Here is an 18342-nt window from a genome sequence, read left to right on the forward strand (position 1 = left end):
CTTACGAGACCGTAGGTTACGGTCCCGTAGCCGTAGCCGTGCCCCCGAGCCCCCGACGAGGGACACCATGACCGCTGGCCCTGAAGCTGTAGAAGAATCACCGATTCCTGCCGATTCGTCCGTTGCGCCGGCTGCCGGTGGCCCGCTGCCGTCCGCGACGCTGGGCGGCGAGCAGCGCAGGTCGCTGGAGCAGATCACGCTCCTGCTCTTCATCACCGTCCCGTTCGTGGCGCTGGTGGCCGCCGTGCCGCTGGCCTGGGGCTGGGGGGTGAGCTGGCTGGATCTGGCCCTGATGACGGCGATGTACTTCATCGGCTGCCACGGCATCACGATCGGCTTCCACCGCTACTTCACCCATGGTGCGTTCAAGGCGCGACGGCCGCTGCGGATCGCGCTGGCGATCATGGGTTCGCTGGCGGTGGAGGGGCCGCTGGTGCGCTGGGTCGCCGATCACCGCAAGCACCACAAGTTCTCCGACGCCGAGGGCGACCCGCACTCGCCGTGGCGGTTCGGCGAGACCGTGCCCGCACTGATGAAGGGCCTGTGGTGGGCGCACATCGGCTGGATGTTCGACGAGGAGCAGACGCCTCAGCACAAGTACGCACCGGACCTGATCAAGGACGATGCGATCCGTACGATCTCCCGCCAGTTCGTCCTGTGGACGGTGGTGTCGCTGCTGATCCCCCCGCTGGTCGGCGGTCTGGTGACCTGGTCGTGGCAGGGCGCGCTGACCGCGTTCTTCTGGGGCTCGCTGGTCCGGGTGGCGCTGCTCCATCACGTCACGTGGTCGATCAACTCCATCTGTCACGCCGTGGGCAAGCGGCCCTTCAAGTCCCGCGACAAGTCGGGCAACGTCTGGTGGCTGGCGGTGCTGTCCTGCGGCGAGTCCTGGCACAACCTCCACCACGCGGACCCCACCAGCGCCCGGCACGGGGTGCTGAAGGGGCAGCTGGACTCCAGCGCCCGGCTGATCCGCTGGTTCGAGAAGGCGGGCTGGGCGTACGACGTGCGGTGGCCCGATGCCTCCCGCATCGAGGGCCGGCGCAAGGAGATGGCGGCCGGGGGTACCTCCCCCCGGTAGCTGGGGAAGGCATGATTGACGGGTGGCGATCGACAACAGCAGCAGCATGGGCAACAACAAGGGCAAGCCTTCTCCGTCCGCGGGCACACGGCGTGCCCGCAGGGTGCGGATGACCGGCGCGGAGCGCCGGGAGCAGCTGCTGGACATCGGTCGCACGCTCTTCGCCGAGCGCGGCTTCGAAGGCACCTCGGTCGAGGAGATCGCCGCGAAGGCCGGCGTCTCCAAGCCCGTCGTCTACGAGCACTTCGGCGGCAAGGAGGGCCTGTACGCGGTGGTCGTGGACCGCGAGATGCGCCAGCTGCTGGACATGGTCACCGGCGCGCTGACCGCCGGGCACCCCCGCGAGCTCCTCGAACAGGCGGCGTTCGCGCTCCTCGACTACATCGAGACCTTCACCGACGGCTTCCGCATCCTGGTGCGCGACTCCCCCGTGGCCCAGTCCACGGGCACCTTCGCGTCCCTGATCAGCGATATCGCCACCCAGGTCGAGGACATCCTGGGCCTGGAGTTCAAGGCCCGCGGCTTCGACCCGAAGCTGGCCCCGCTCTACGCCCAGGCCCTGGTCGGCATGGTCGCCCTGACCGGCCAGTGGTGGGTGGACACCCGCAAACCGAAGAAGGCCGAGGTCGCCGCCCACCTGGTGAACCTGGCCTGGCACGGCCTGGGCAACCTGGAGGCGAAGCCCCGGCTGATAGGGCATCGCAAGAACTGAGGGCTTCGCCGTGCTCAGGACCGGCGCTGGTCCCGGGCCGGTGGCGTCCGGCCGCCGATCAGTGCGGCGTCCGGCCTCCGCATCACCACAGCCCCCGGTACCGTACGAAGCCCGCCGTCCCCTCCGCACCGGAGGTCACCGTGAGCGTCCAGCCCGACGGCCCGTACGGACCGCTGATCCCCCAGCCCGAGCTCACACCCGATGCGCTTCGGTCCGCCGTCGCCCGCATCGCCCCCAGCCGGATCCCCGCGCTCACCCAGCACCTCTTCGAGGCCACGACGAGCGCGCAGCAGACCCAGACGCTCGCCCCGCTCCGGGCCTTCGTCCATTCGTGGGGCGTGTTCGTCGCGATCGAACGGCACCCGGAACGCGCCGCCCGCCTGCGCGAACTGGAGCGGATCGTGGACCGTGGCGAGTCCGATCCGGCGGCGGCGATCGCCGAGATCCAGCAGATCCGGGAGACGGCGGAGGCAGAGGCCGGACTGTGACCGACTGGACATGGGACTACAACCCCAGCACGGAGTACTGAAGGTCGGCAGGCCGGTCGACAGGGAGGGCGGGCTCCGTGAGTTCGACCTTCTGGGCGGGCGGGGCTTCATCAGCTTTCTCGCCGCCCCACGCCATCGGTGCATCTACCTCTGCAACGTCACCTGGTACGGCTGACACCCCCGGCCCGGCCGCCCACCGCCCGTGCCGGCCTCGAACCAGCAGCCGCTGTGGTCGAGGCCGGTGATCATGGCTGTCACCTCGTCTCGGCAGGGGGCGGTAGCGGTCAGCCGGCCGGCTTCTGCGCGATGGCGAAGATGCGGCGGAAGGGGAAGACCGTGCCGTGGCGGCCCGTGGGGTAGGCCTTGCGCAGGGCGTCCCGGTACTCGGCGAGAAAGGCCTCGCGGGCGAGGGGGTCGTCCTCCAGTTCCGTCAGGACGGGGCGCAGGGCGGTGCCCTTGACCCAGTCGAGGACCGGGTCGTCGCCTTCCAGGAGCTGGACGTACGTGGACTCCCATACGTCGGTGGCGCAGCCGAGGTCGGTGAGGCGCTCCAGGTATTCGGCGGGTTCCAGGATGTGGACGAAGCGCCGGCCGTGGGTGGTGAGGCGCTCGCGCCACTGCGGGCTGTCGCACAGCTCGCCGAGGAGGGCGTGGCTGGGCGAGGTGAAGTTGCCGGGTACCTGGAAGGCGAAGGTGCCGCCGGGGGTGAGGGCGTCGATCCAGCGGGCGAAGGAGTCCGGGTGGTTGGGGACCCACTGCAGCGCCGCGTTGGAGACGATCAGGTCGTAGGGCTCCTCGGGTGCCCAGTCGGCGGCGTCGGCGGGCGCGAAGTCGAGGTGGCCGCCTCCCGGTGTGGGCCCGGCGTGGTTCTCGGCTTCCTTGAGCATCTCCGGGGAGTTGTCGTAGCCGGTGATATGCGCGTCGGGCCATCGGGTGGCGAGCTCCGCGGTGACGTTGCCCGGTCCGCAGCCGAGGTCGGCGATGCGGGCGGGGCGGCCCTGCCGGGGGAGTTCCGGAATCCGGGTGAGCAGGTCGTGGAAGGGGCGGGTACGGTGCCCGGAGTGGCGGAGGTATTGCTGCGGGTCCCAGATTGGCGTGTCGTGCATGTTCTGAACCTCTTTGCTGGTGCAGGGCTGACACAAAGCTGGCTCGGTCCGGATCGGTCCGTCCTGGCTGGAAACCGAGCTCCCGCCGACGATGCCCAATCGTCCAGGAAAATATATCTCGACGTCAAGAGACTTCACATCGACAGACCCTCTACACTGATCGTCATGGAGGACGAGGTCGACCGGCTGGTGGCTGCATGGCGCCGTGAGCGCCCGGACCTCGACGTGGAGCCGCTCGAGGTCCTCAGCCGCGTCTCCAGGCTGGCCAGGCACCTCGACCGGGCCCGCCGTATCGCGTTCGCCGAGGTGGGGCTGGAGCCCTGGGAGTTCGACGTGCTGACGGCCCTGCGCCGGGCCGGGGCGCCCTATCAACTCTCCCCCGGAGCGCTGCTGACACAGACTCTGGTCACGTCCGGGACGATGACCAACCGCATCGACCGGCTCGCCAAGAAGGACCTCGTCGAGCGGCTGCCCGACCCCAGCGACCGGCGGGGAGTGCTGGTCAGGCTGACCGCCGAGGGCCGCGACAAGGCCGACCAGTCGCTGGCCGGACTGCTGGTCCAGGAGCGTGCCATTCTCGCCGAGCTCTCCCGCCAGCAGCGCAGCGAACTGGCCGGACTGCTGCGGCAGTTGACGGGCCCGTTCGACAACATCCCCGGGTAGTGCGCAGCGGCGCTCCCCAGCGGGTAACGATCGTTGTGCGGTGCCGTCCGTCCGCCTTGCGGGCCGGACCTCCGCCGACTTTCCGAGGTGGATGAGGGGGCGCGCACTCCCGGGCATACGGCGCGGGCGCTGTCGGTCGAGGTCGCAATGCCGGAGGCACACGACTCCGGGAGGGAACCAGCAGCGGCGCGCGGTGAGTTGATACGCGCCGTATTTGACGGCGCGCAAGCATGGCGCACGCGCCCCATGAATTGACGCACGCCCGTCTCGTACCACGTCCCCTTGCCCACCGCGAGCCTTGTGCACTTGGATCGCGCCATGAGCCAGCAGCGACCACCGCACCCGGCGAACGGCCCCTACGGCAAGCGGTTCGAGGGCCGGACGGTCCTGGTGACCGGGGCCGCCGCCGGGATCGGGGCGGCCACCGCCGACCGGCTGGCGGCCGAGGGCGCCGGCGTCCTGCTGCTGGACATCGACGACGCGCGCGGCGAGCACCTCGCCCGGCGCATCCGGGCGGCCGGCGGCCGGGCCTCGTACGAGCACTGCGACGTGGCGGACGAGGACCACTGGCGGCGGGCGGCCAAGGCCGCGCGGCAGCGCTACGGGCCGGTGGACGGACTGGTCAGCAACGCCTTCCTGCCGTATGTGGCGGCCGCCGACGAGACCTCGCTCGCGGACTGGGACCGCCAGCTCGCGGTCAACCTGACCGCGTCCTTCCTCGGCGTCCGCGCCGTCCTCGACGACCTGCGGACACGCGCCGGCGCGGTGGTGCTGACCTCGTCGGTGCATGCCCTGGTGGGTCTGCCGGGGCGGCCCGCCTACGCGGCGGCCAAGGCCGGACTGACCGGCCTGGGGCGCCAGTTGGCCGTCGAGTACGGGCCGCAGGTGCGGGTCAACAGCGTCCTGCCGGGCCCGGTGCTGACGGCGGCCTGGGCCGGTATCGGCGAGGAGGAGCGGCAGGCCAGCGCCGCGGAGACGGTGGCGCGGCGGCTGGGGCGGCCCGAGGAGGTCGCCGCCGCCATCGCCTTTCTGCTCTCCGGCGAGGCGTCCTTCGTCACCGGCGCGAGCCTCGTCGTGGACGGCGGCTGGAGCGTGTACAAGAACTCGTCATGAGCTGACCCGGCCGGCACGGGGCCGTACCGCCCCGTCCGGGATTCGATCCGTAGGGGGATCCATGGGCATCCATTTCGGCGGCGACTACAACCCCGAGCAGTGGCCCGAGGAGGTGTGGGCCGAGGATCTGAAGCTGATGAAGGCGGCCCATGTCACCATGGTCACCGCCGGGATCTTCTCCTGGGCGAAGGTCGAACCCCGGCCCGGGCAGTGGGACTTCGGATGGTTCGACCGGGTCATGGACGGGCTGGCGGGCGCCGGCATCGCCGTCTGCCTGGCCACGATGACCGCCTCCCCGCCGCCCTGGCTCTCCCGCGCACATCCCGGGATCCTGCCCGAGGGCCCCGACGGGCAGCGCCGCTGGCCCGGCGGCCGGCAGCACTACTGCCCCTCCAGCCCCGTCTACCGCGCACACGCCGTACGCCTCGTCGAGCAGCTCGCCGCCCGCTACGCCGGCCATCCGGCGCTCGCCATGTGGCACGTCGGCAACGAGTACGGCTGCCACACCCGCGAGTGCTTCTGCGAGGTCTCCGCCGAGGACTTCCGGCGCTGGCTGCGCGAGCGCTACGAGAGCGTCGACGCGCTCAACGCCGCCTGGTCGACGGCCTTCTGGTCGCAGGCCTACGGCGACTTCGACGAGGTGCTGCCGCCCCGCACCGCGCCCACCTTCCCCAACCCCGCGCAGCAGCTGGACTATCTGCGCTTCGGCGACGACGCGCTGCGCGCCTGCTACCTCGCCGAGAAGGCGGTCCTTACGCGCCTGACCCCCGATGTGCCCGTCACCACCAATCTGATGCCGCAGCACAAGCCGGTCGACGCGTTCGCCTGGTCGGCGCACATGGACACGATGGCGCTGGACTTCTACCAGGACCCTCATACCGCCGACGACCACATCCGGGCCGGCTATGTCTTCGACCTGATGCGCTCGGCGCGCTCCGGGCAGCCCTGGATGCTGCTCGAACAGGCGCCGGGCGCGGTCAACTGGCGGCCCCGCAACGGTCCCAAGCCGCCCGGCGCCATGCGGCTGTGGAGCTGGCAGGCCGTCGCCCAGGGCGCGGACGCGGTGCTCTTCTTCCAGTGGCGGCAGTCCCTGGGCGGCGCGGAGAAGTTCCACTCGGCGATGCTGCCGCACGCCGGGAGCGACACCCGGATCTTCCGCGAAGTGTCGTGCCTGGGGCGGGAATTGGCGTCGGTACCCGGCATCGAGGGGACCCGCTCGCGGGCCGACGTGGCGCTGCTGGCGGACTGGCACAGCTGGTGGGCACTGGAGCTGGACTCCAAGCCGTCGACGGCGCTGGAGCACTCCCGCATCGCGCTGGACCACTACCGGCCGCTGTTCGAGGCGGGTGTGGCGTGCGACGTGGTGCCGCCGCAGCGCGAACTGTCCGGCTACCGGCTGGTCGTCGCACCCAACCTCTATCTGCTGACCGCCCGCGACGCCGAGCGGCTGACGGCGTACGTACGCGACGGCGGCCGGCTGCTGGTGTCGTTCTTCTCCGGGATCGTCGACGAGCACGACCGGGTGCATCCGGGCGGCGCTCCGGCACCGCTGCGGGAGCTGCTGGGGCTGCGGGTGGAGGAGTTCTGGCCCCTGGACGAGGGCCGTTCGCTGACGGTCGACGGAACCTATACGGGGCGCGCGGACCTGTGGTCGGAGGCCATCGACCTCGAAGGGGCGACGGCGCTGGCCCGCTTCACCGACGGGGACCTCGCCGGACGCCCCGCGGTGACCCGGCACTCCTACGGGCGGGGCACCGTCTGGTACCTCGGCACCCGGCTCGATCCGGCGCTGATGCGGTCGCTGCTGGACGACGTACGGGAGGCGGCGGACGTGGCGCCCGTACTGCCGGGCCTGCCCCCCGGCGTCCAGGCCACCGTCCGCGAAGGCGCAGGCCGCCGGTACCTCTTCCTGCTCAACCACGGGGCGGAGAGCGTGGAGGTTGGGCTGCCGGAGCGGATGCGGGATGTGCTGGCGGCGGACGCCACGGACATGGCGGCCACCGACCGGATCACGCTGGCCAGCCGGGGCGTGGCCGTACTGACCGGGCCCTAAGGCCGCGCCCCGCTGGGAATACCGCCCACGCCCCCCGCGTTTGGTGCGTCGGTACCCGGCTCGATCCGGCGCTGATGCGGGCGCTGCTGGACGACGTACGACGTACGGGAGGCGGCGGACGTGGCGCCCGTACTGCCGGGCCTGCCCCGGCGTCCAGGCCACCGTCCGCGAGGGCGCCGGCCGACGGTACCTCTTCACGGAGACAGTCGAGGTACGGCTGCCGACACCCCCGCCGGACGCACTGGCGGCGGACGCCACGGACACGGCGGCCACCGACCGGATCACGCTGGCCAGCCGGGGCGTGGCCGTACTGACTGGGCTTTGTGGCCGCGCCCCCGTCGGGAGCCACGTCCCGTCCGCTTCCCAGCGGCTGAACCGCTCGTAGACCGTCTGCCAAGGTCCGTACCGCTCGGGCCGGTCGCGCCACGGCGCACCGGTCCGCAACCGCCACAGCACCCCGTTGACCACCTGCCGATGTTCACGCATGGACGACCAGGGCCCGTCCACCTGCGGAAGCAGTGGTTCTCTCAGCTTCCACGCTGCATCCGTAAGCTCGCGTCTACCGGCCGCGTGATCAATTGTTAGGCGGGTCATCGACGGGCAACGGCCCAGACGTCGGGACGAACAGGCTCAACCGATAAGTAGTCGGCTGAGCCAACCGCCCGCAGAGGGTGTCCATTCGGACCGCTGTCCAATCGATCTGTTCGTTTTCAGCTCGCAGGCGCCGGACCTGAGCGCGCCATTCCGACTCGTCCTGAGTCTCGAAGAGCACTTCCCAGCGTCCCGCCTCAGGGGCGAAGCGGACAGCGGCCCGCCGGCGCCCCTCCTGCTGCTGTCGCTTCCGCTTCCTCTGTCCTGCCACGGGCCCAGCATCGCGGCCCACCGTCTACCCCAGCAAGGCCGTTACCCGCTCACCCGACCCCGGAGAACTACTGATCATTTGTCAGGCAGGGCCTAGGGCACCGGCACCGAAGCCGTCGCCGTCGCCGTCTCCAGCTCGACCGGGCCCACTCCGGCCCGGCGGGCCAGGGCCACCGCTGCGAGGGTTGAGTGGACGCCGAGCTTGCCGAGGACGTTCTGCATGTGGGTGCGGACGGTGTGTGGGGAGAGGAAGAGGCGCTCGGCGACGGCCTTGCGCCCTAGGCCCGCCACCATGCAGCGCAGTACCTCGCGCTCACGCGGTGTCAGCGACTCCACCAGTCGCTCGCTCTCCGAACGGTGCTTGCGGGCGGCCGTCAGCTCGCGCAGTACGCCCGTCAGCAGCGCCGGCGGCAGATGCGTCTCATCGCGCAGTACGCCGCGGATGACGGCGAGCAGCCGGGACAGCGAGCAGTCCTTGGCGACCCAGCCGGAAGCGCCGGCCTGCAGGGCGGCGGCCGCGCGGCGCGGGTCGTCGCGGTCGGCGAGGACGACCGTGCGCAGATACGGGTGGCTGGTGCGCAGGCCGGAGACGAGCGCGATGCCGTCGCGCGGGCAGCTGCGCGGGACGGCGTCGCGGGCCGGCCCCGGTGGTTGCGCGGGCACCGCCAGCAGCGGCGCGGCGAGGTCGGCGTCGGCCAGCAGCACGTCGAACCGGCGGCCTTCGGTGGCCGCCCGGTCCAGATTGCGCAGGGCCGCGGGCGCGCTGCCGGCGGCCGCGACGTCCACGTCCTGTTCCGCGGCGAGCGCGGCGGCCAGGGATTCGGCGAAGATGCGGTGGTCGTCGACCACCAGAACCCGGATACGTTGCACAGAGACCCCCTGTCTCGGTGAACGGACCATAGCGGGCACGACGCCCGGATTGAAGATCGCCTCAACCGCACGGCCGCCGCCGTGCCGCATGACTACCCCCACCCGGGGCGCCGTACCCGAACGGTCTCGCCCCCTGATCAGCACCGGCCCCCACCGGTGCAGGATCTCAGCGTACGGACGGGGTGCGGCAAGGGAAGGTGATTGGCGAAACTGCTCCCCCTCCCGGGCCATTTGGCCGGTGCCCGGTGGCCGCGCGCCGGTCGGCGCGCCCTACTCGACGCGGTGTGCTCCCGCGCTCGGGACGGCTTCGAAGATCCGGGGGGTGGTGTGTCCGGCGGCCGCGAACGCCTTGGTGACCGCCGCGCCGACGGCCGCCGCGGCCGGCTCCTCGACCAGCACGATCGCCGAGCCGCCGAAGCCGCCGCCGGTCATCCGGGCCCCCAGGGCGCCGGCCGCGTTGGCGGTGTCGACGGCGAGGTCGAGTTCGGTGCAGGAGATCTCGAAGTCGTCGCGGAGCGAGGCGTGGCCGGCCGTCAGCAGCGGCCCGATGGCGCGGGGGCGGCCCGCGTCCAGGCAGGCGACGACCTCTTCGACGCGCCGGTTCTCGGTCACGATGTGCCGTACGAGGGCCTGGAGGGCGGGCTCGTCGGCCAGTTGTGCCAGCGCGTCGGGCAGCTGTGCGTAGGGCACGTCACGCAGGGCCCGTACGCCGAGCGCCCGCGCGCCACGCTCGCAACCGGCGCGCCGCTCGGCGTATGCGCCGTCGCCCAGCTGGTGCTTGACCCGGGTGTCCACCACCAGGAGGCGCAGCCCCTCCCCCGCCAGGTCGAAGGGGACCTGACGGCGGGTCAGGTCGCGGGTGTCCAGGAACAGCGCGTGTCCCTCGGTGCAGCAGGCCGCGGCGGTCTGGTCCATGATTCCGCAGGGGACGCCGACGAAGGCGTTCTCGGCCCGCTGGGCGAGCCGGGCCTGGTCCTGCGGCGGCAGGTCCAGGCCGTAGAGGTCACTGAGCGCGAGGGCGGTGGCGACCTCCAGGGCGGCGGAGGAGGAGAGCCCGGCGCCGGTGGGCACGGTGCTGTCGTAGTGCAGATCCGCGCCGCCTACGGGCAGTCCGGCCTCCCGCATCGCCCAGACGACGCCCGCCGGGTAGGCGGCCCAGCCCGCCTGGAGCGGCGCCGGGCGGAGCTCGTCGACGCGCAGTTCGACGATCCCGCCGTCGGCGCCGGCGGAGTGCAGGCGCAGCACCCCGTCGGTGCGGGGCGCGGCGGCGGCGAGGGTGGTGTGCGGGAGGGCCAGGGGCATCACGAAGCCGTCGTTGTAGTCGGTGTGTTCACCGATCAGGTTGACGCGGCCGGGGGCGGCCCAGGTGCCCTTGGGCTTCGCCCCGTACACCTCGCCGAATGCCGCGGCGGTGCGGGGTGCGCCGTGCGCCGTCTGTGTCACGTGGCTCCTTTGTGCTGGTTGGCCTTCGCCGGGGCTCCGCCCCGCACCCCGGTCCTCAAGCGCCGGACGGGCTGGAAATGGACTGCGCGAACGCCCACGCATCCGCAACGATCCCCGCCAGGTCCGCGCGGCTGGGGCGCCAGCCGAGGCGGTCGACGGCGGTCTGTGCCGAGGCGACGAGGACGGCGGGGTCGCCGCCGCGGCGCGGGGCGGTGATCTCGGGGATGGGGTGGCCGGTGACCTTGCGGACGGTCTCGATGACCTCGCGCACCGAGAATCCGTTGCCGTTGCCGAGGTTGCAGATCAGGTGCTCGCCCGCGGTGGCGGCGTCCAGCGCCAGCAGGTGGGCCTCGGCCAGGTCCGCGACGTGGATGTAGTCGCGGACGCAGGTGCCGTCGGGGGTCGGGTAGTCGTCGCCGTAGACGGAGATCGCCTCGCGCTTGCCCTGGGCGACCTGGAGGACGAGCGGGATGAGGTGCGACTCGGGGTCGTGGCGCTCGCCGCAGCTGCCGTAGGCGCCGGCGACGTTGAAGTAGCGCAGCGAGACGGCGGCCAGGCCGTGCGCCGCGGCCTCACCGCTGATCATGTGGTCGACGGCGAGCTTGCTGGCGCCGTACGGCGAGGTGGGGGCGGTCGGGTCGGTCTCGGTGATCGGGGTGCTCACCGGCTCGCCGTAGGTCGCCGCGGTGGACGAGAAGACCAGTGTGCGGACGCCGGCGTCGCGCATGGCGGCGAGCAGGTCCATGGTGCCGCCGACGTTGTTGCGCCAGTACTTCTCGGGGTTGACGACCGACTCGCCGACCTGGGAGAACGCGGCGAAGTGCAGCACCGCGTCGAACGAGGCGTCGAGCCACTTGGCGGCGTCCTGGATGCGGCCCTCGATGAACTCGGCGCCGTCGGGGACGCCCACGCGGTGCCCGGTGGACAGGTCGTCCAGCACGGTCACCTCGTGACCGGCCTCCAGCAGATGCGCGGCAACGACGCTTCCGACATATCCCGCCCCACCTGTGACCAGGTACTTCTTGCTCACTCGCTCGCTACCTCTCGCAGTCGCTCGGCCGCGGCCTCCGGCGGCACGTCGTTGATGAACACGTTCATGCCGGATTCGGAACCCGCGAGGAACTTCAGCTTGCCGGAAGTCCGGCGAATGGTGAAAAGCTCGAGGTGAAGTGCGAACTCCTCGCGCTGCTCGGCGCGGACCGGCGCCTGGTGCCAGGCGGCGATGTACGGCGTGCGCGCGGCACCGTCCGCCGCGGTGAAGATCCGGTCGAAGCGCCGCAGGACTTCCAGGTAGATCCGCGGGAACTCGGTGCGCGCGGCGTCGTCGAGGGCGAGCAGGTCGGGTACCCGGCGCCGGGGGTAGAGGTGCACCTCGTAGGGCCAGTGGGCGGCGTACGGGACGAAGGCGACCCAGTGTTCGCCTTCGAGGACGATCCGGCGGCCGTCGGCCAGTTCGTCGGCGAGGACGTCGTCGAAGAGGTTGCCTCCGGTGGCCGCGCGGTGGGCGGTGAGCGAGCGCAGCATCCGCTCGGTGCGCGGGGTGGTGAAGGGGTAGGCGTAGATCTGGCCGTGCGGATGGCCGAGGGTGACGCCGATCTCCTGGCCGCGGTTCTCGAAGCAGAAGACCTGTTCCACGCCGGGGAGTCGGGAGAGTTCGGCGGTGCGGTCGGTCCAGGCCGCGAGGACCAGGGCGGCCTGCTCCTCGGTGAGGTCGGCGAAGGAGGCGTCGTGGTCGGAGGTGAAGCAGACGACCTCGCAGCGGCCGCTGCCGCCGGCGAGGGAGGGGAAGCGGTTCTCGAAGACGGCGACGTCGTAGTCGGCGGCGGGGATCTCGGAGTGCCGGCCGTCGCGGGAGGGGCACAGGGGGCACTCGTCGGCCGGGGGGTGGTAGGTGCGGGCCTGGCGGTGTGAGGCGATGGCCACGCGGTCGCCCAGGAGGCGGTCGTGGCGGATCTCGGAGGCGGTGGCGACGGGGTCGAGGGGGCGGTGGTCGACGGCGTCGCGTACGGCGTCGTCGCGTGCGTCGTAGTAGATGAGCTCCCGTCCGTCCGCGAGCCGGGTCGTCGTCTTCTTCACCGGGAGCTCCTCACCCACCACACCGACCAAACACAAACAAACACAATGAAGCACAACTAAACAGTTGCGTCAATGTGCGGATCATGACCGTGGATAGCGGGAGTTAGCACCCCCATCGACCCCCATCCACCCTCGCCCATCACGATCCAACAACTGAAACGAACAAAAGTATTCAGTTTCTGACCGCCCGGGCGTAGCTTTCTGTGCGTTCAGATCGCACGCAAAGCTGCGTCCTCTGGGGGGCGACCCCCAGCCCCCCGGAAGTGAGCTATGACATGATCACGCTGGCCGAAGGGCTACGGCTCCCCACCAACGGGCTCGACTACACGATCCTGGCCCTCTACTTCGTCGTCGTCCTCGGCATCGGCTTCGCCGCCCGGCGCAGCGTGAAGACGAGCCTGGACTTCTTCCTCTCCGGGCGGTCGCTGCCCGCCTGGGTCACCGGTCTGGCATTCGTCGCCGCCAACCTCGGCGCCACCGAGATCCTCGGCATGGCCGCCAACGGCGCGCAGTACGGGGCCTACACCGTCCACTGGTACTGGATCGGCGCCATCCCGGCGATGGTCTTCCTCGGCCTGGTGATGATGCCGTTCTACTACGGCTCCAAGGTCCGCTCGGTGCCCGAGTTCCTGCTGCACCGCTTCGGGCCCTCCTCGCACCTGCTGTCGTCGGTCATCTTCGCCGTCTCGTCGGTGCTGATCGCGGGCGTGAACCTGTACGCCATGGCGATCGTGCTGGAGGCGCTGCTGGGCTGGCCGGAGTGGGTCGCGATCGTCGTCGCCGGCTTCTTCGTCCTGGCGTACATCACCATCGGCGGGCTGTCGTCAGCGATCTACAACGAGGTACTGCAGTTCTTCGTGATCCTCGCCGCGCTGATCCCGCTGACCGTCGTCGGCCTCAAGCGCGTCGGCGGCTGGGACGGGCTGACCCACTCGCTGACCTCCTCGCACGGCGATGCGTTCCTGACCGCCTGGAAGGGCACCGGCATCGGCGAGGGCAACCCGCTCGGCGCGAACTGGCTCACCATCGTCCTGGGCCTGGGCTTCGTGATGAGCTTCGGCTACTGGACCACCAACTTCGCCGAGGTGCAGCGCGCACTGTCCGCGAAGAACCTCTCCGCCGCCAAGCGCACCCCGCTGATCGCCGCCTTCCCCAAGATCTTCATACCGATGGTGGTGGTCGTACCCGGCCTGATCGCGCTGGTCATGGAGCCGACGCTGGGCAAGTCCAAGGACGGACTCCAGTACAACGACGCCATCCCGGTGCTGATGCGCGACCTGCTGCCCAACGGCGTCCTCGGCATCGCGGTGACCGGTCTGCTCGCCGCCTTCATGGCAGGCATGGCCGCCAATGTGTCGTCCTTCAACACGGTCTTCACCAACGACATATGGGCCGCGTACCTCAAGAAGGGCCGCGAGGACGCGTACTACCTCAGGACCGGGCGGGTGGTCACCGCGGTCGGCGTGCTGATCGGCATGGGCACGGCGTTCATCGCCTCGTCCTTCAGCAACATCATGAACTACCTCCAGACGCTGTTCTCCTTCTTCAACGTCCCGCTGTTCGTCGTCTTCATCATCGGCATGTTCTGGAAGCGGACCAGCGCCGCGGCCGGGTTCTGGGGCCTGCTGAGCGGCACCGTCGCCGCCATGGTCAACTACTTCTGGTTCTACAAGCAGGGCGTCATCTCGATCCCCTCCGACCAGGGCGCCAACTTCGTCTCCTCGATCGTCGCCTTCGTCGTCGGTGCGCTCGTGATGCTCGTGGTCACCTGGGTCACCAAGCCGAAGCCCGCCGAGTCGCTGGCCGGCCTGGTCTACGGCACCAGGTCCCCCGGCATGGAAGAGCTGCCGGCCGAGGGCGACGACGCCTGGTACCGCAAGCCGGCCCTGCTGGGCTGGGGCGCGGTCGTCCTCGCCGCCGTCTGCTACATCCCGTTCTCGTTCTGAACCTGCCTGAACACCTGCCTGAACCAGCGGAGTTGACCCACCATGAGTGACTACCAGCACGAGGTCGAGGAGCTGGAGCGCGAGTCGGCGACCGCCGCGCGGCTCTTCGACGTACGGCGCATCATCGGCGGCCTGTTCGTCGTCTACGGCGTGATCGTCACCATCGCCGGCCTGACGGCCGACGACGCGGACCTGAAGAAGGCCCAGGACATCAACATCAACCTGTGGACGGGCCTCGGCATGCTCGCCCTGGGGCTGTTCTTCCTGGTCTGGCTGAAGCTGCGGCCGGCCGTCCCGCCGACGGCGGCGGAGCTGACGGAGGGGGCCGGGGAGGACGGTCCCCCGCAGGACTAGGCCTGTCGGACGGACCTTCGGCGGGCGGGCCCCCTCCCCGGGGCGCCCGCCCGCTCGGTCACCCGACCGGTCACCCGACCGGTCACCCGACCACGGTCTCACTGCCGTCGGGCCATCTGACGACCGTCTCGCAGATGCTCTGCTGGCGCTCCTCGTCCTCCCAGCAGCGCGTGTACTGCTCCCCCTGCTCGACCTTCCAGCCCGACTGCTGCGCCACGGCCTGATGCGCCCCCTTCTTCGCCTTGACCAGGCCGGTCTTCACCACGGGCTTCGGCGGACGCGAGTCGGCCATCGCGGTGCCGCTCAACACGACGGGGCCCGAGACCACTGCGAGGAGCAGGGCTGTGCAGGCGAGGCGGCGCTTCGGCTTGTCCATCATGGTGGGTTCCTTTCGTCGGCGGAAAGCCTGATTCGATGGAAACCCGCCGCCACGGCCGCGTCACGGCCCGGACATTCGGGGCTTGACCGTGCGGGACGTATGTGGTTGCCGCTGAGGTGCGCAGGTCGGCCGGGTGCGCCGGCACGGGCACGTCGGTGACGGGACCGCACAGCCGGGGGACCCCGGGGCGACCGTCACCGCGGCGGCGGAACAGGAGCGTCGACCGTCACCGCGGCGGCGGAACCGGAGCGTCGGCGGCCGCCGCCGGGGCGGGAGCGGACGCGGCACGGCCGTTGCCCGCCCGGTCCAGCAGCCCGGTGCGGGCCGCCAGCGCGGCGGCCTCCAGCCGGGAGCCCACCTCCAGCTTCATCAGCACCCGCTGGACATGGGTGCGCGCGGTGCTCGGCGCGATGTCCATACCGGCCGCGATCAGCCGGGTGTCCTCGCCGTCCGCGACCCGCATCAGTACCTCGACCTCGCGCGGGGTGAGCAGCTCCAGCAGCCGCGCGCCCTCGTCGTCCGGCTGCGCCGCGGGGTGCAGCAGCTCCTCGAAGGCCTGCTGCAGCAGCTGCGGGGAGACCGCCGACTCCCCCGCGCGGGCCTTCATCATGGCGCGTTCCACGCCCTCGATGCGCTCGTCGTTGCGGACGTATCCGGAGGCCCCGGCCGCGAAGGCGGCGGCGATACCGCGCGGGCTGGGCACCGGCCCCAGCACCACCACCGCGACCTGCGGCCGCTCCTTCTTGATCCGTACGACCGGGTCGAAGGTGCCCGGCTCGGCGGGCGTCGCGGTGCCCAGCAGGCACACCTCGGGCGCCCGGCTCACCACCAGGTCGGCGGCACCGGCGCTGGGAGCGGCGGCGGCCAGCACACGGTGCCCGCGCAGCTTCAGCGCCGAGGCGAGCGCCTCCGCGAGCAGACGGTGATCGTCGACCACCATGAGCCGCACGCCCATCGAGCAACCCCTCCACTCCGGCGGGCCCCGGCGCGGCCCCGGCCGGGCCGCTCGTCCCCGGGAAGCTACACTCTCAGATCGCCGAGCGCGCCCCCTACCGGGGAGAAGACCCCCGGAATGCTGGAATCCCGGCCAATCGGGGCCGATTGCCGCCCACGCGGCCGGATTTGGGGCGCCAGCGGAATACCTCCCACCCCCACCGGAATACCTCCCGCCCCCACCCCGTTGTGGCCCCGCAGGGGGCGCTCGCCACCCCTACGGGAGGTGTTCGACCGCCCCCTAGGGACCTTAGGGACCTCTTACGCGTCCTCCGCCAGCTCCAGCCAGCGCATCTCCAGCTCGTCCCGCTCGGTGGTCAGCTCGCGCAGCTGGGCGTCGAGTCCGGCGACCTTCTCGAAGTCGGTGGCGTGCTCGGCGATCTGCGCGTGCAGGGTGCTCTCCTTGGCGCTGATCTTGTCCAACTGCCGCTCGATCTTCTGGAGTTCCTTCTGTGCCGCGCGGTTGACGGCGGCGGCCTTCTTCGGCGCCGCGGCCTGCGGGGCGGGCGCCGGAACGGCGGCGTCGATGACCTTCTGGCGGCGCTCCAGGTACTCGTCCAGGCCGCGCGGCAGCATCCGCAGCGCGGCGTCGCCCAGCAGCGCGAAGACGCGGTCGGTGGTGCGCTCGACGAAGTACCGGTCGTGGCTGATGACGATCAGCGAGCCGGGCCAGCCGTCGAGCAGGTCCTCCAGCTGGGTCAGCGTCTCGATGTCCAGGTCGTTGGTCGGCTCGTCGAGGAAGAGGACGTTGGGCTCGTCCATCAGCAGCCGCAGGATCTGCAGCCGGCGCCGCTCACCGCCGGAGAGGTCGCCGACGGGCGTCCACTGCTTCTCCTTCGTGAACCCGAACTTCTCGCACAGCTGGCCCGCGGTCATCTCCCGGCCCTTGCCCAGGTCGACCCGCTCGCGCACCCGCTGTACGGCCTCCAGGACCCGCCAGGTGGGGTCGAGCTCGGCGACCTCCTGCGACAGATACGCCAGCTTGACGGTCCTGCCGACGACGATCTTGCCGGCCACGGGCTGCGCCTCGCCCTGCGTACGGGCCGCCTCGGCCAGCGCCCGCAGCAGCGAGGTCTTCCCGGCGCCGTTGACGCCCACCAGACCGATCCGGTCGCCGGGGCCGAGCTGCCAGGTCAGGTGCTTGAGCAGCACCTTCGGTCCGGCCTGGACGGTCACGCCCTCCAGCTCGAAGACGGTCTTGCCCAGCCGGGAGCTGGCGAACTTCATCAGCTCGGCGCTGTCCCGCGGCGGCGGCACATCCGCGATCAGCTCATTGGCGGCCTCGATGCGGAACCGCGGCTTGCTCGTACGGGCCGGGGCGCCGCGCCGCAGCCACGCCAGCTCCTTGCGCATCAGGTTCTGCCGCTTGACCTCCTCGGTGGCGGCGATCCGCTCCCGCTCGGCCCGCGCGAAGACGTAGTCGCTGTAGCCGCCCTCGTACTCGTGCACATCGCCGCGCTGAACGTCCCACATCCGCGTACAGACCTGGTCGAGGAACCAGCGGTCGTGGGTGACGACCACGAGGGCCGAGCGCCGCGTCTGCAGATGCCGGGCCAGCCAGGAGATGCCCTCGACGTCCAGGTGGTTGGTCGGCTCGTCGAGGACGATCAGGTCCTGCTCGGCGATCAGCAGCTTGGCCAGCGCGATCCGGCGCCGCTCACCGCCGGACAGCGGCCCGATGACGGTGTCCAGGCCCTTGTCGAACCCCGGCAGGTGCAGATCGCCGAAGAGCCCGGTCAGCACATCGCGGATCTTGGCGTTGCCCGCCCACTCGTGATCGGCGAGATCGCCGATCACCTCGTGCCGGATGGTGGCGGCCGGGTCGAGGGAGTCGTGCTGGGTGAGGACGCCGAGCCGCAGGCCCCCGGAGTGGGTGACCCGGCCGTCGTCCGCGCCCTCCAGCTTGGCGAGGATCCGGATCAGGGTGGTCTTGCCGTCGCCGTTGCGTCCGACGACGCCGATCCGGTCCCCCTCGTTGACGCCGAGAGAGACACCGTCGAGCAGGGCCCGGGTCCCGTAGACCTTCCCGACGGCTTCCAGATTGACGAGGTTGACGGCCATCTCACTCCTGCGCTTCCCATCGATGCGCTTCACACCGATCGACCTTCCCAGCGTAGTCGGCGCGCGGAAACGCCCCGTCCGCAGCGGAGCTCCCCGCAGGCGGAGGCGGATGAGCGGCTTCCTGACGGTGGCCGTCGCGGGTG

17 protein-coding genes and 1 pseudogene are annotated in these 18342 nt (G+C 71.1%); 9 read left to right on the forward strand and 9 right to left on the reverse strand.

Features of this window, described 5'->3' with window-relative positions; translation table 11 throughout:
- Positions 1-67 precede the first annotated feature (67 nt).
- From ACWD6P_RS13415 to ACWD6P_RS13430, 4 genes are all read left to right on the forward strand, one after another.
- Positions 68-1081 (forward strand): acyl-CoA desaturase, encoded by a 1014-nt coding sequence (locus ACWD6P_RS13415; RefSeq protein ID WP_451444199.1) that lies wholly within the window; start codon positions 68-70, stop codon positions 1079-1081.
- Between the two features lie 46 nt (positions 1082-1127).
- Entirely contained in the window at positions 1128-1793 is a 666-nt protein-coding gene (locus ACWD6P_RS13420) for a TetR family transcriptional regulator (RefSeq protein ID WP_451444248.1), read from the forward strand.
- Between the two features lie 140 nt (positions 1794-1933).
- Positions 1934-2281: a DUF6247 family protein gene (locus ACWD6P_RS13425; protein WP_451444200.1), complete on the forward strand. Its 348-nt coding sequence runs from the start codon at positions 1934-1936 to the stop codon at positions 2279-2281.
- Between the two features lie 10 nt (positions 2282-2291).
- Positions 2292-2456 carry a hypothetical protein gene (locus tag ACWD6P_RS13430; RefSeq protein ID WP_451444201.1) on the forward strand — a complete coding sequence of 55 codons (165 nt, stop codon included), beginning with the start codon at positions 2292-2294 and terminating at the stop codon, positions 2454-2456.
- A gap of 109 nt (positions 2457-2565) precedes the next feature.
- Here the strand turns inward: ACWD6P_RS13430 and ACWD6P_RS13435 are convergent, their stop codons facing one another.
- On the reverse strand, positions 2566-3387 hold the full coding sequence (locus ACWD6P_RS13435; protein WP_451444202.1) for a trans-aconitate 2-methyltransferase: 822 nt from the start codon (positions 3385-3387) through the stop codon (positions 2566-2568).
- Positions 3388-3552: 165 nt separating this feature from the next.
- Between ACWD6P_RS13435 and ACWD6P_RS13440 the strand changes: the two genes are divergently transcribed.
- From ACWD6P_RS13440 to ACWD6P_RS13450, 3 genes are all read left to right on the forward strand, one after another.
- Entirely contained in the window at positions 3553-4050 is a 498-nt protein-coding gene (locus tag ACWD6P_RS13440) for a MarR family winged helix-turn-helix transcriptional regulator (RefSeq protein WP_451444203.1), read from the forward strand.
- A gap of 318 nt (positions 4051-4368) precedes the next feature.
- Positions 4369-5163 carry an SDR family NAD(P)-dependent oxidoreductase gene (locus tag ACWD6P_RS13445; RefSeq protein WP_451444204.1) on the forward strand — a complete coding sequence of 265 codons (795 nt, stop codon included), beginning with the start codon at positions 4369-4371 and terminating at the stop codon, positions 5161-5163.
- 61 nt (positions 5164-5224) lie between these two features.
- The gene (locus ACWD6P_RS13450; protein WP_451444205.1) at positions 5225-7216 is read left to right on the forward strand and encodes a beta-galactosidase; all 1992 of its coding nucleotides are present in this window, start codon (positions 5225-5227) and stop codon (positions 7214-7216) included.
- Between the two features lie 345 nt (positions 7217-7561).
- Here ACWD6P_RS13450 and ACWD6P_RS13455 read toward each other — a convergent pair.
- From ACWD6P_RS13455 to galT, 5 genes and pseudogenes are all read right to left on the reverse strand, one after another.
- Positions 7562-7810: pseudogene (locus ACWD6P_RS13455) on the reverse strand (transposase); the annotation flags it as partial.
- 360 nt (positions 7811-8170) lie between these two features.
- Entirely contained in the window at positions 8171-8947 is a 777-nt protein-coding gene (locus ACWD6P_RS13460; protein ID WP_451444206.1) for a LuxR C-terminal-related transcriptional regulator, read from the reverse strand.
- A 270-nt stretch (positions 8948-9217) separates the two neighbouring features.
- Positions 9218-10390 carry a galactokinase gene (gene galK, locus ACWD6P_RS13465; protein WP_451444207.1) on the reverse strand — a complete coding sequence of 391 codons (1173 nt, stop codon included), beginning with the start codon at positions 10388-10390 and terminating at the stop codon, positions 9218-9220.
- A 55-nt stretch (positions 10391-10445) separates the two neighbouring features.
- A complete protein-coding gene (gene galE / locus ACWD6P_RS13470) occupies positions 10446-11420 on the reverse strand; it encodes a UDP-glucose 4-epimerase GalE (protein ID WP_451444208.1) in 975 nt (324 codons plus the stop codon).
- The gene (galT, locus tag ACWD6P_RS13475; RefSeq protein WP_451444209.1) at positions 11417-12466 is read right to left on the reverse strand and encodes a galactose-1-phosphate uridylyltransferase; all 1050 of its coding nucleotides are present in this window, start codon (positions 12464-12466) and stop codon (positions 11417-11419) included. The genes galE and galT overlap by 4 nt, the downstream gene beginning before the upstream one ends.
- Before the next feature lie 275 nt (positions 12467-12741).
- On the opposite strand from galT, the gene ACWD6P_RS13480 reads away from it, so the two are divergent.
- On the forward strand, positions 12742-14412 hold the full coding sequence (locus ACWD6P_RS13480) for a sodium:solute symporter family protein (protein WP_451444249.1): 1671 nt from the start codon (positions 12742-12744) through the stop codon (positions 14410-14412).
- Between the two features lie 42 nt (positions 14413-14454).
- Positions 14455-14766 carry a hypothetical protein gene (locus tag ACWD6P_RS13485; RefSeq protein WP_451444210.1) on the forward strand — a complete coding sequence of 104 codons (312 nt, stop codon included), beginning with the start codon at positions 14455-14457 and terminating at the stop codon, positions 14764-14766.
- 82 nt (positions 14767-14848) lie between these two features.
- Here ACWD6P_RS13485 and ACWD6P_RS13490 read toward each other — a convergent pair whose 3' ends face one another.
- From ACWD6P_RS13490 to ACWD6P_RS13500, 3 genes are all read right to left on the reverse strand, one after another.
- Positions 14849-15145: a hypothetical protein gene (locus ACWD6P_RS13490; RefSeq protein ID WP_451444211.1), complete on the reverse strand. Its 297-nt coding sequence runs from the start codon at positions 15143-15145 to the stop codon at positions 14849-14851.
- Between the two features lie 226 nt (positions 15146-15371).
- A complete protein-coding gene (locus ACWD6P_RS13495) occupies positions 15372-16100 on the reverse strand; it encodes a response regulator transcription factor (RefSeq protein WP_451444212.1) in 729 nt (242 codons plus the stop codon).
- A gap of 299 nt (positions 16101-16399) precedes the next feature.
- Positions 16400-18199, reverse strand: a complete 1800-nt coding sequence (locus ACWD6P_RS13500; protein WP_451444250.1) for an ABC-F family ATP-binding cassette domain-containing protein — start codon at positions 18197-18199, stop codon at positions 16400-16402.
- Positions 18200-18342 lie beyond the last annotated feature (143 nt).

The sequence above is a fragment of the Streptomyces sp. NPDC002446 genome (assembly GCF_053595675.1).

Bases quoted from the DNA above. Each gene is read 5' to 3' on its own strand.
- ACWD6P_RS13415 (WP_451444199.1), top strand. From the start codon at position 68: ATGACCGCTGGCCCTGAAGCTGTAGAAGAATCACCGATTCCTGCCGAT.
- ACWD6P_RS13420 (WP_451444248.1), top strand. From the start codon at position 1,128: ATGGGCAACAACAAGGGCAAGCCTTCTCCGTCCGCGGGCACACGGCGT.
- ACWD6P_RS13430 (WP_451444201.1), top strand. From the start codon at position 2,292: ATGGGACTACAACCCCAGCACGGAGTACTGAAGGTCGGCAGGCCGGTC.
- ACWD6P_RS13435 (WP_451444202.1), bottom strand. From the start codon at position 3,387: ATGCACGACACGCCAATCTGGGACCCGCAGCAATACCTCCGCCACTCC.
- ACWD6P_RS13440 (WP_451444203.1), top strand. From the start codon at position 3,553: ATGGAGGACGAGGTCGACCGGCTGGTGGCTGCATGGCGCCGTGAGCGC.
- ACWD6P_RS13445 (WP_451444204.1), top strand. From the start codon at position 4,369: ATGAGCCAGCAGCGACCACCGCACCCGGCGAACGGCCCCTACGGCAAG.
- ACWD6P_RS13450 (WP_451444205.1), top strand. From the start codon at position 5,225: ATGGGCATCCATTTCGGCGGCGACTACAACCCCGAGCAGTGGCCCGAG.
- ACWD6P_RS13480 (WP_451444249.1), top strand. From the start codon at position 12,742: ATGATCACGCTGGCCGAAGGGCTACGGCTCCCCACCAACGGGCTCGAC.
- ACWD6P_RS13485 (WP_451444210.1), top strand. From the start codon at position 14,455: ATGAGTGACTACCAGCACGAGGTCGAGGAGCTGGAGCGCGAGTCGGCG.
- ACWD6P_RS13490 (WP_451444211.1), bottom strand. From the start codon at position 15,145: ATGATGGACAAGCCGAAGCGCCGCCTCGCCTGCACAGCCCTGCTCCTC.
- ACWD6P_RS13495 (WP_451444212.1), bottom strand. From the start codon at position 16,100: ATGGGCGTGCGGCTCATGGTGGTCGACGATCACCGTCTGCTCGCGGAG.
- ACWD6P_RS13500 (WP_451444250.1), bottom strand. From the start codon at position 18,199: ATGGCCGTCAACCTCGTCAATCTGGAAGCCGTCGGGAAGGTCTACGGG.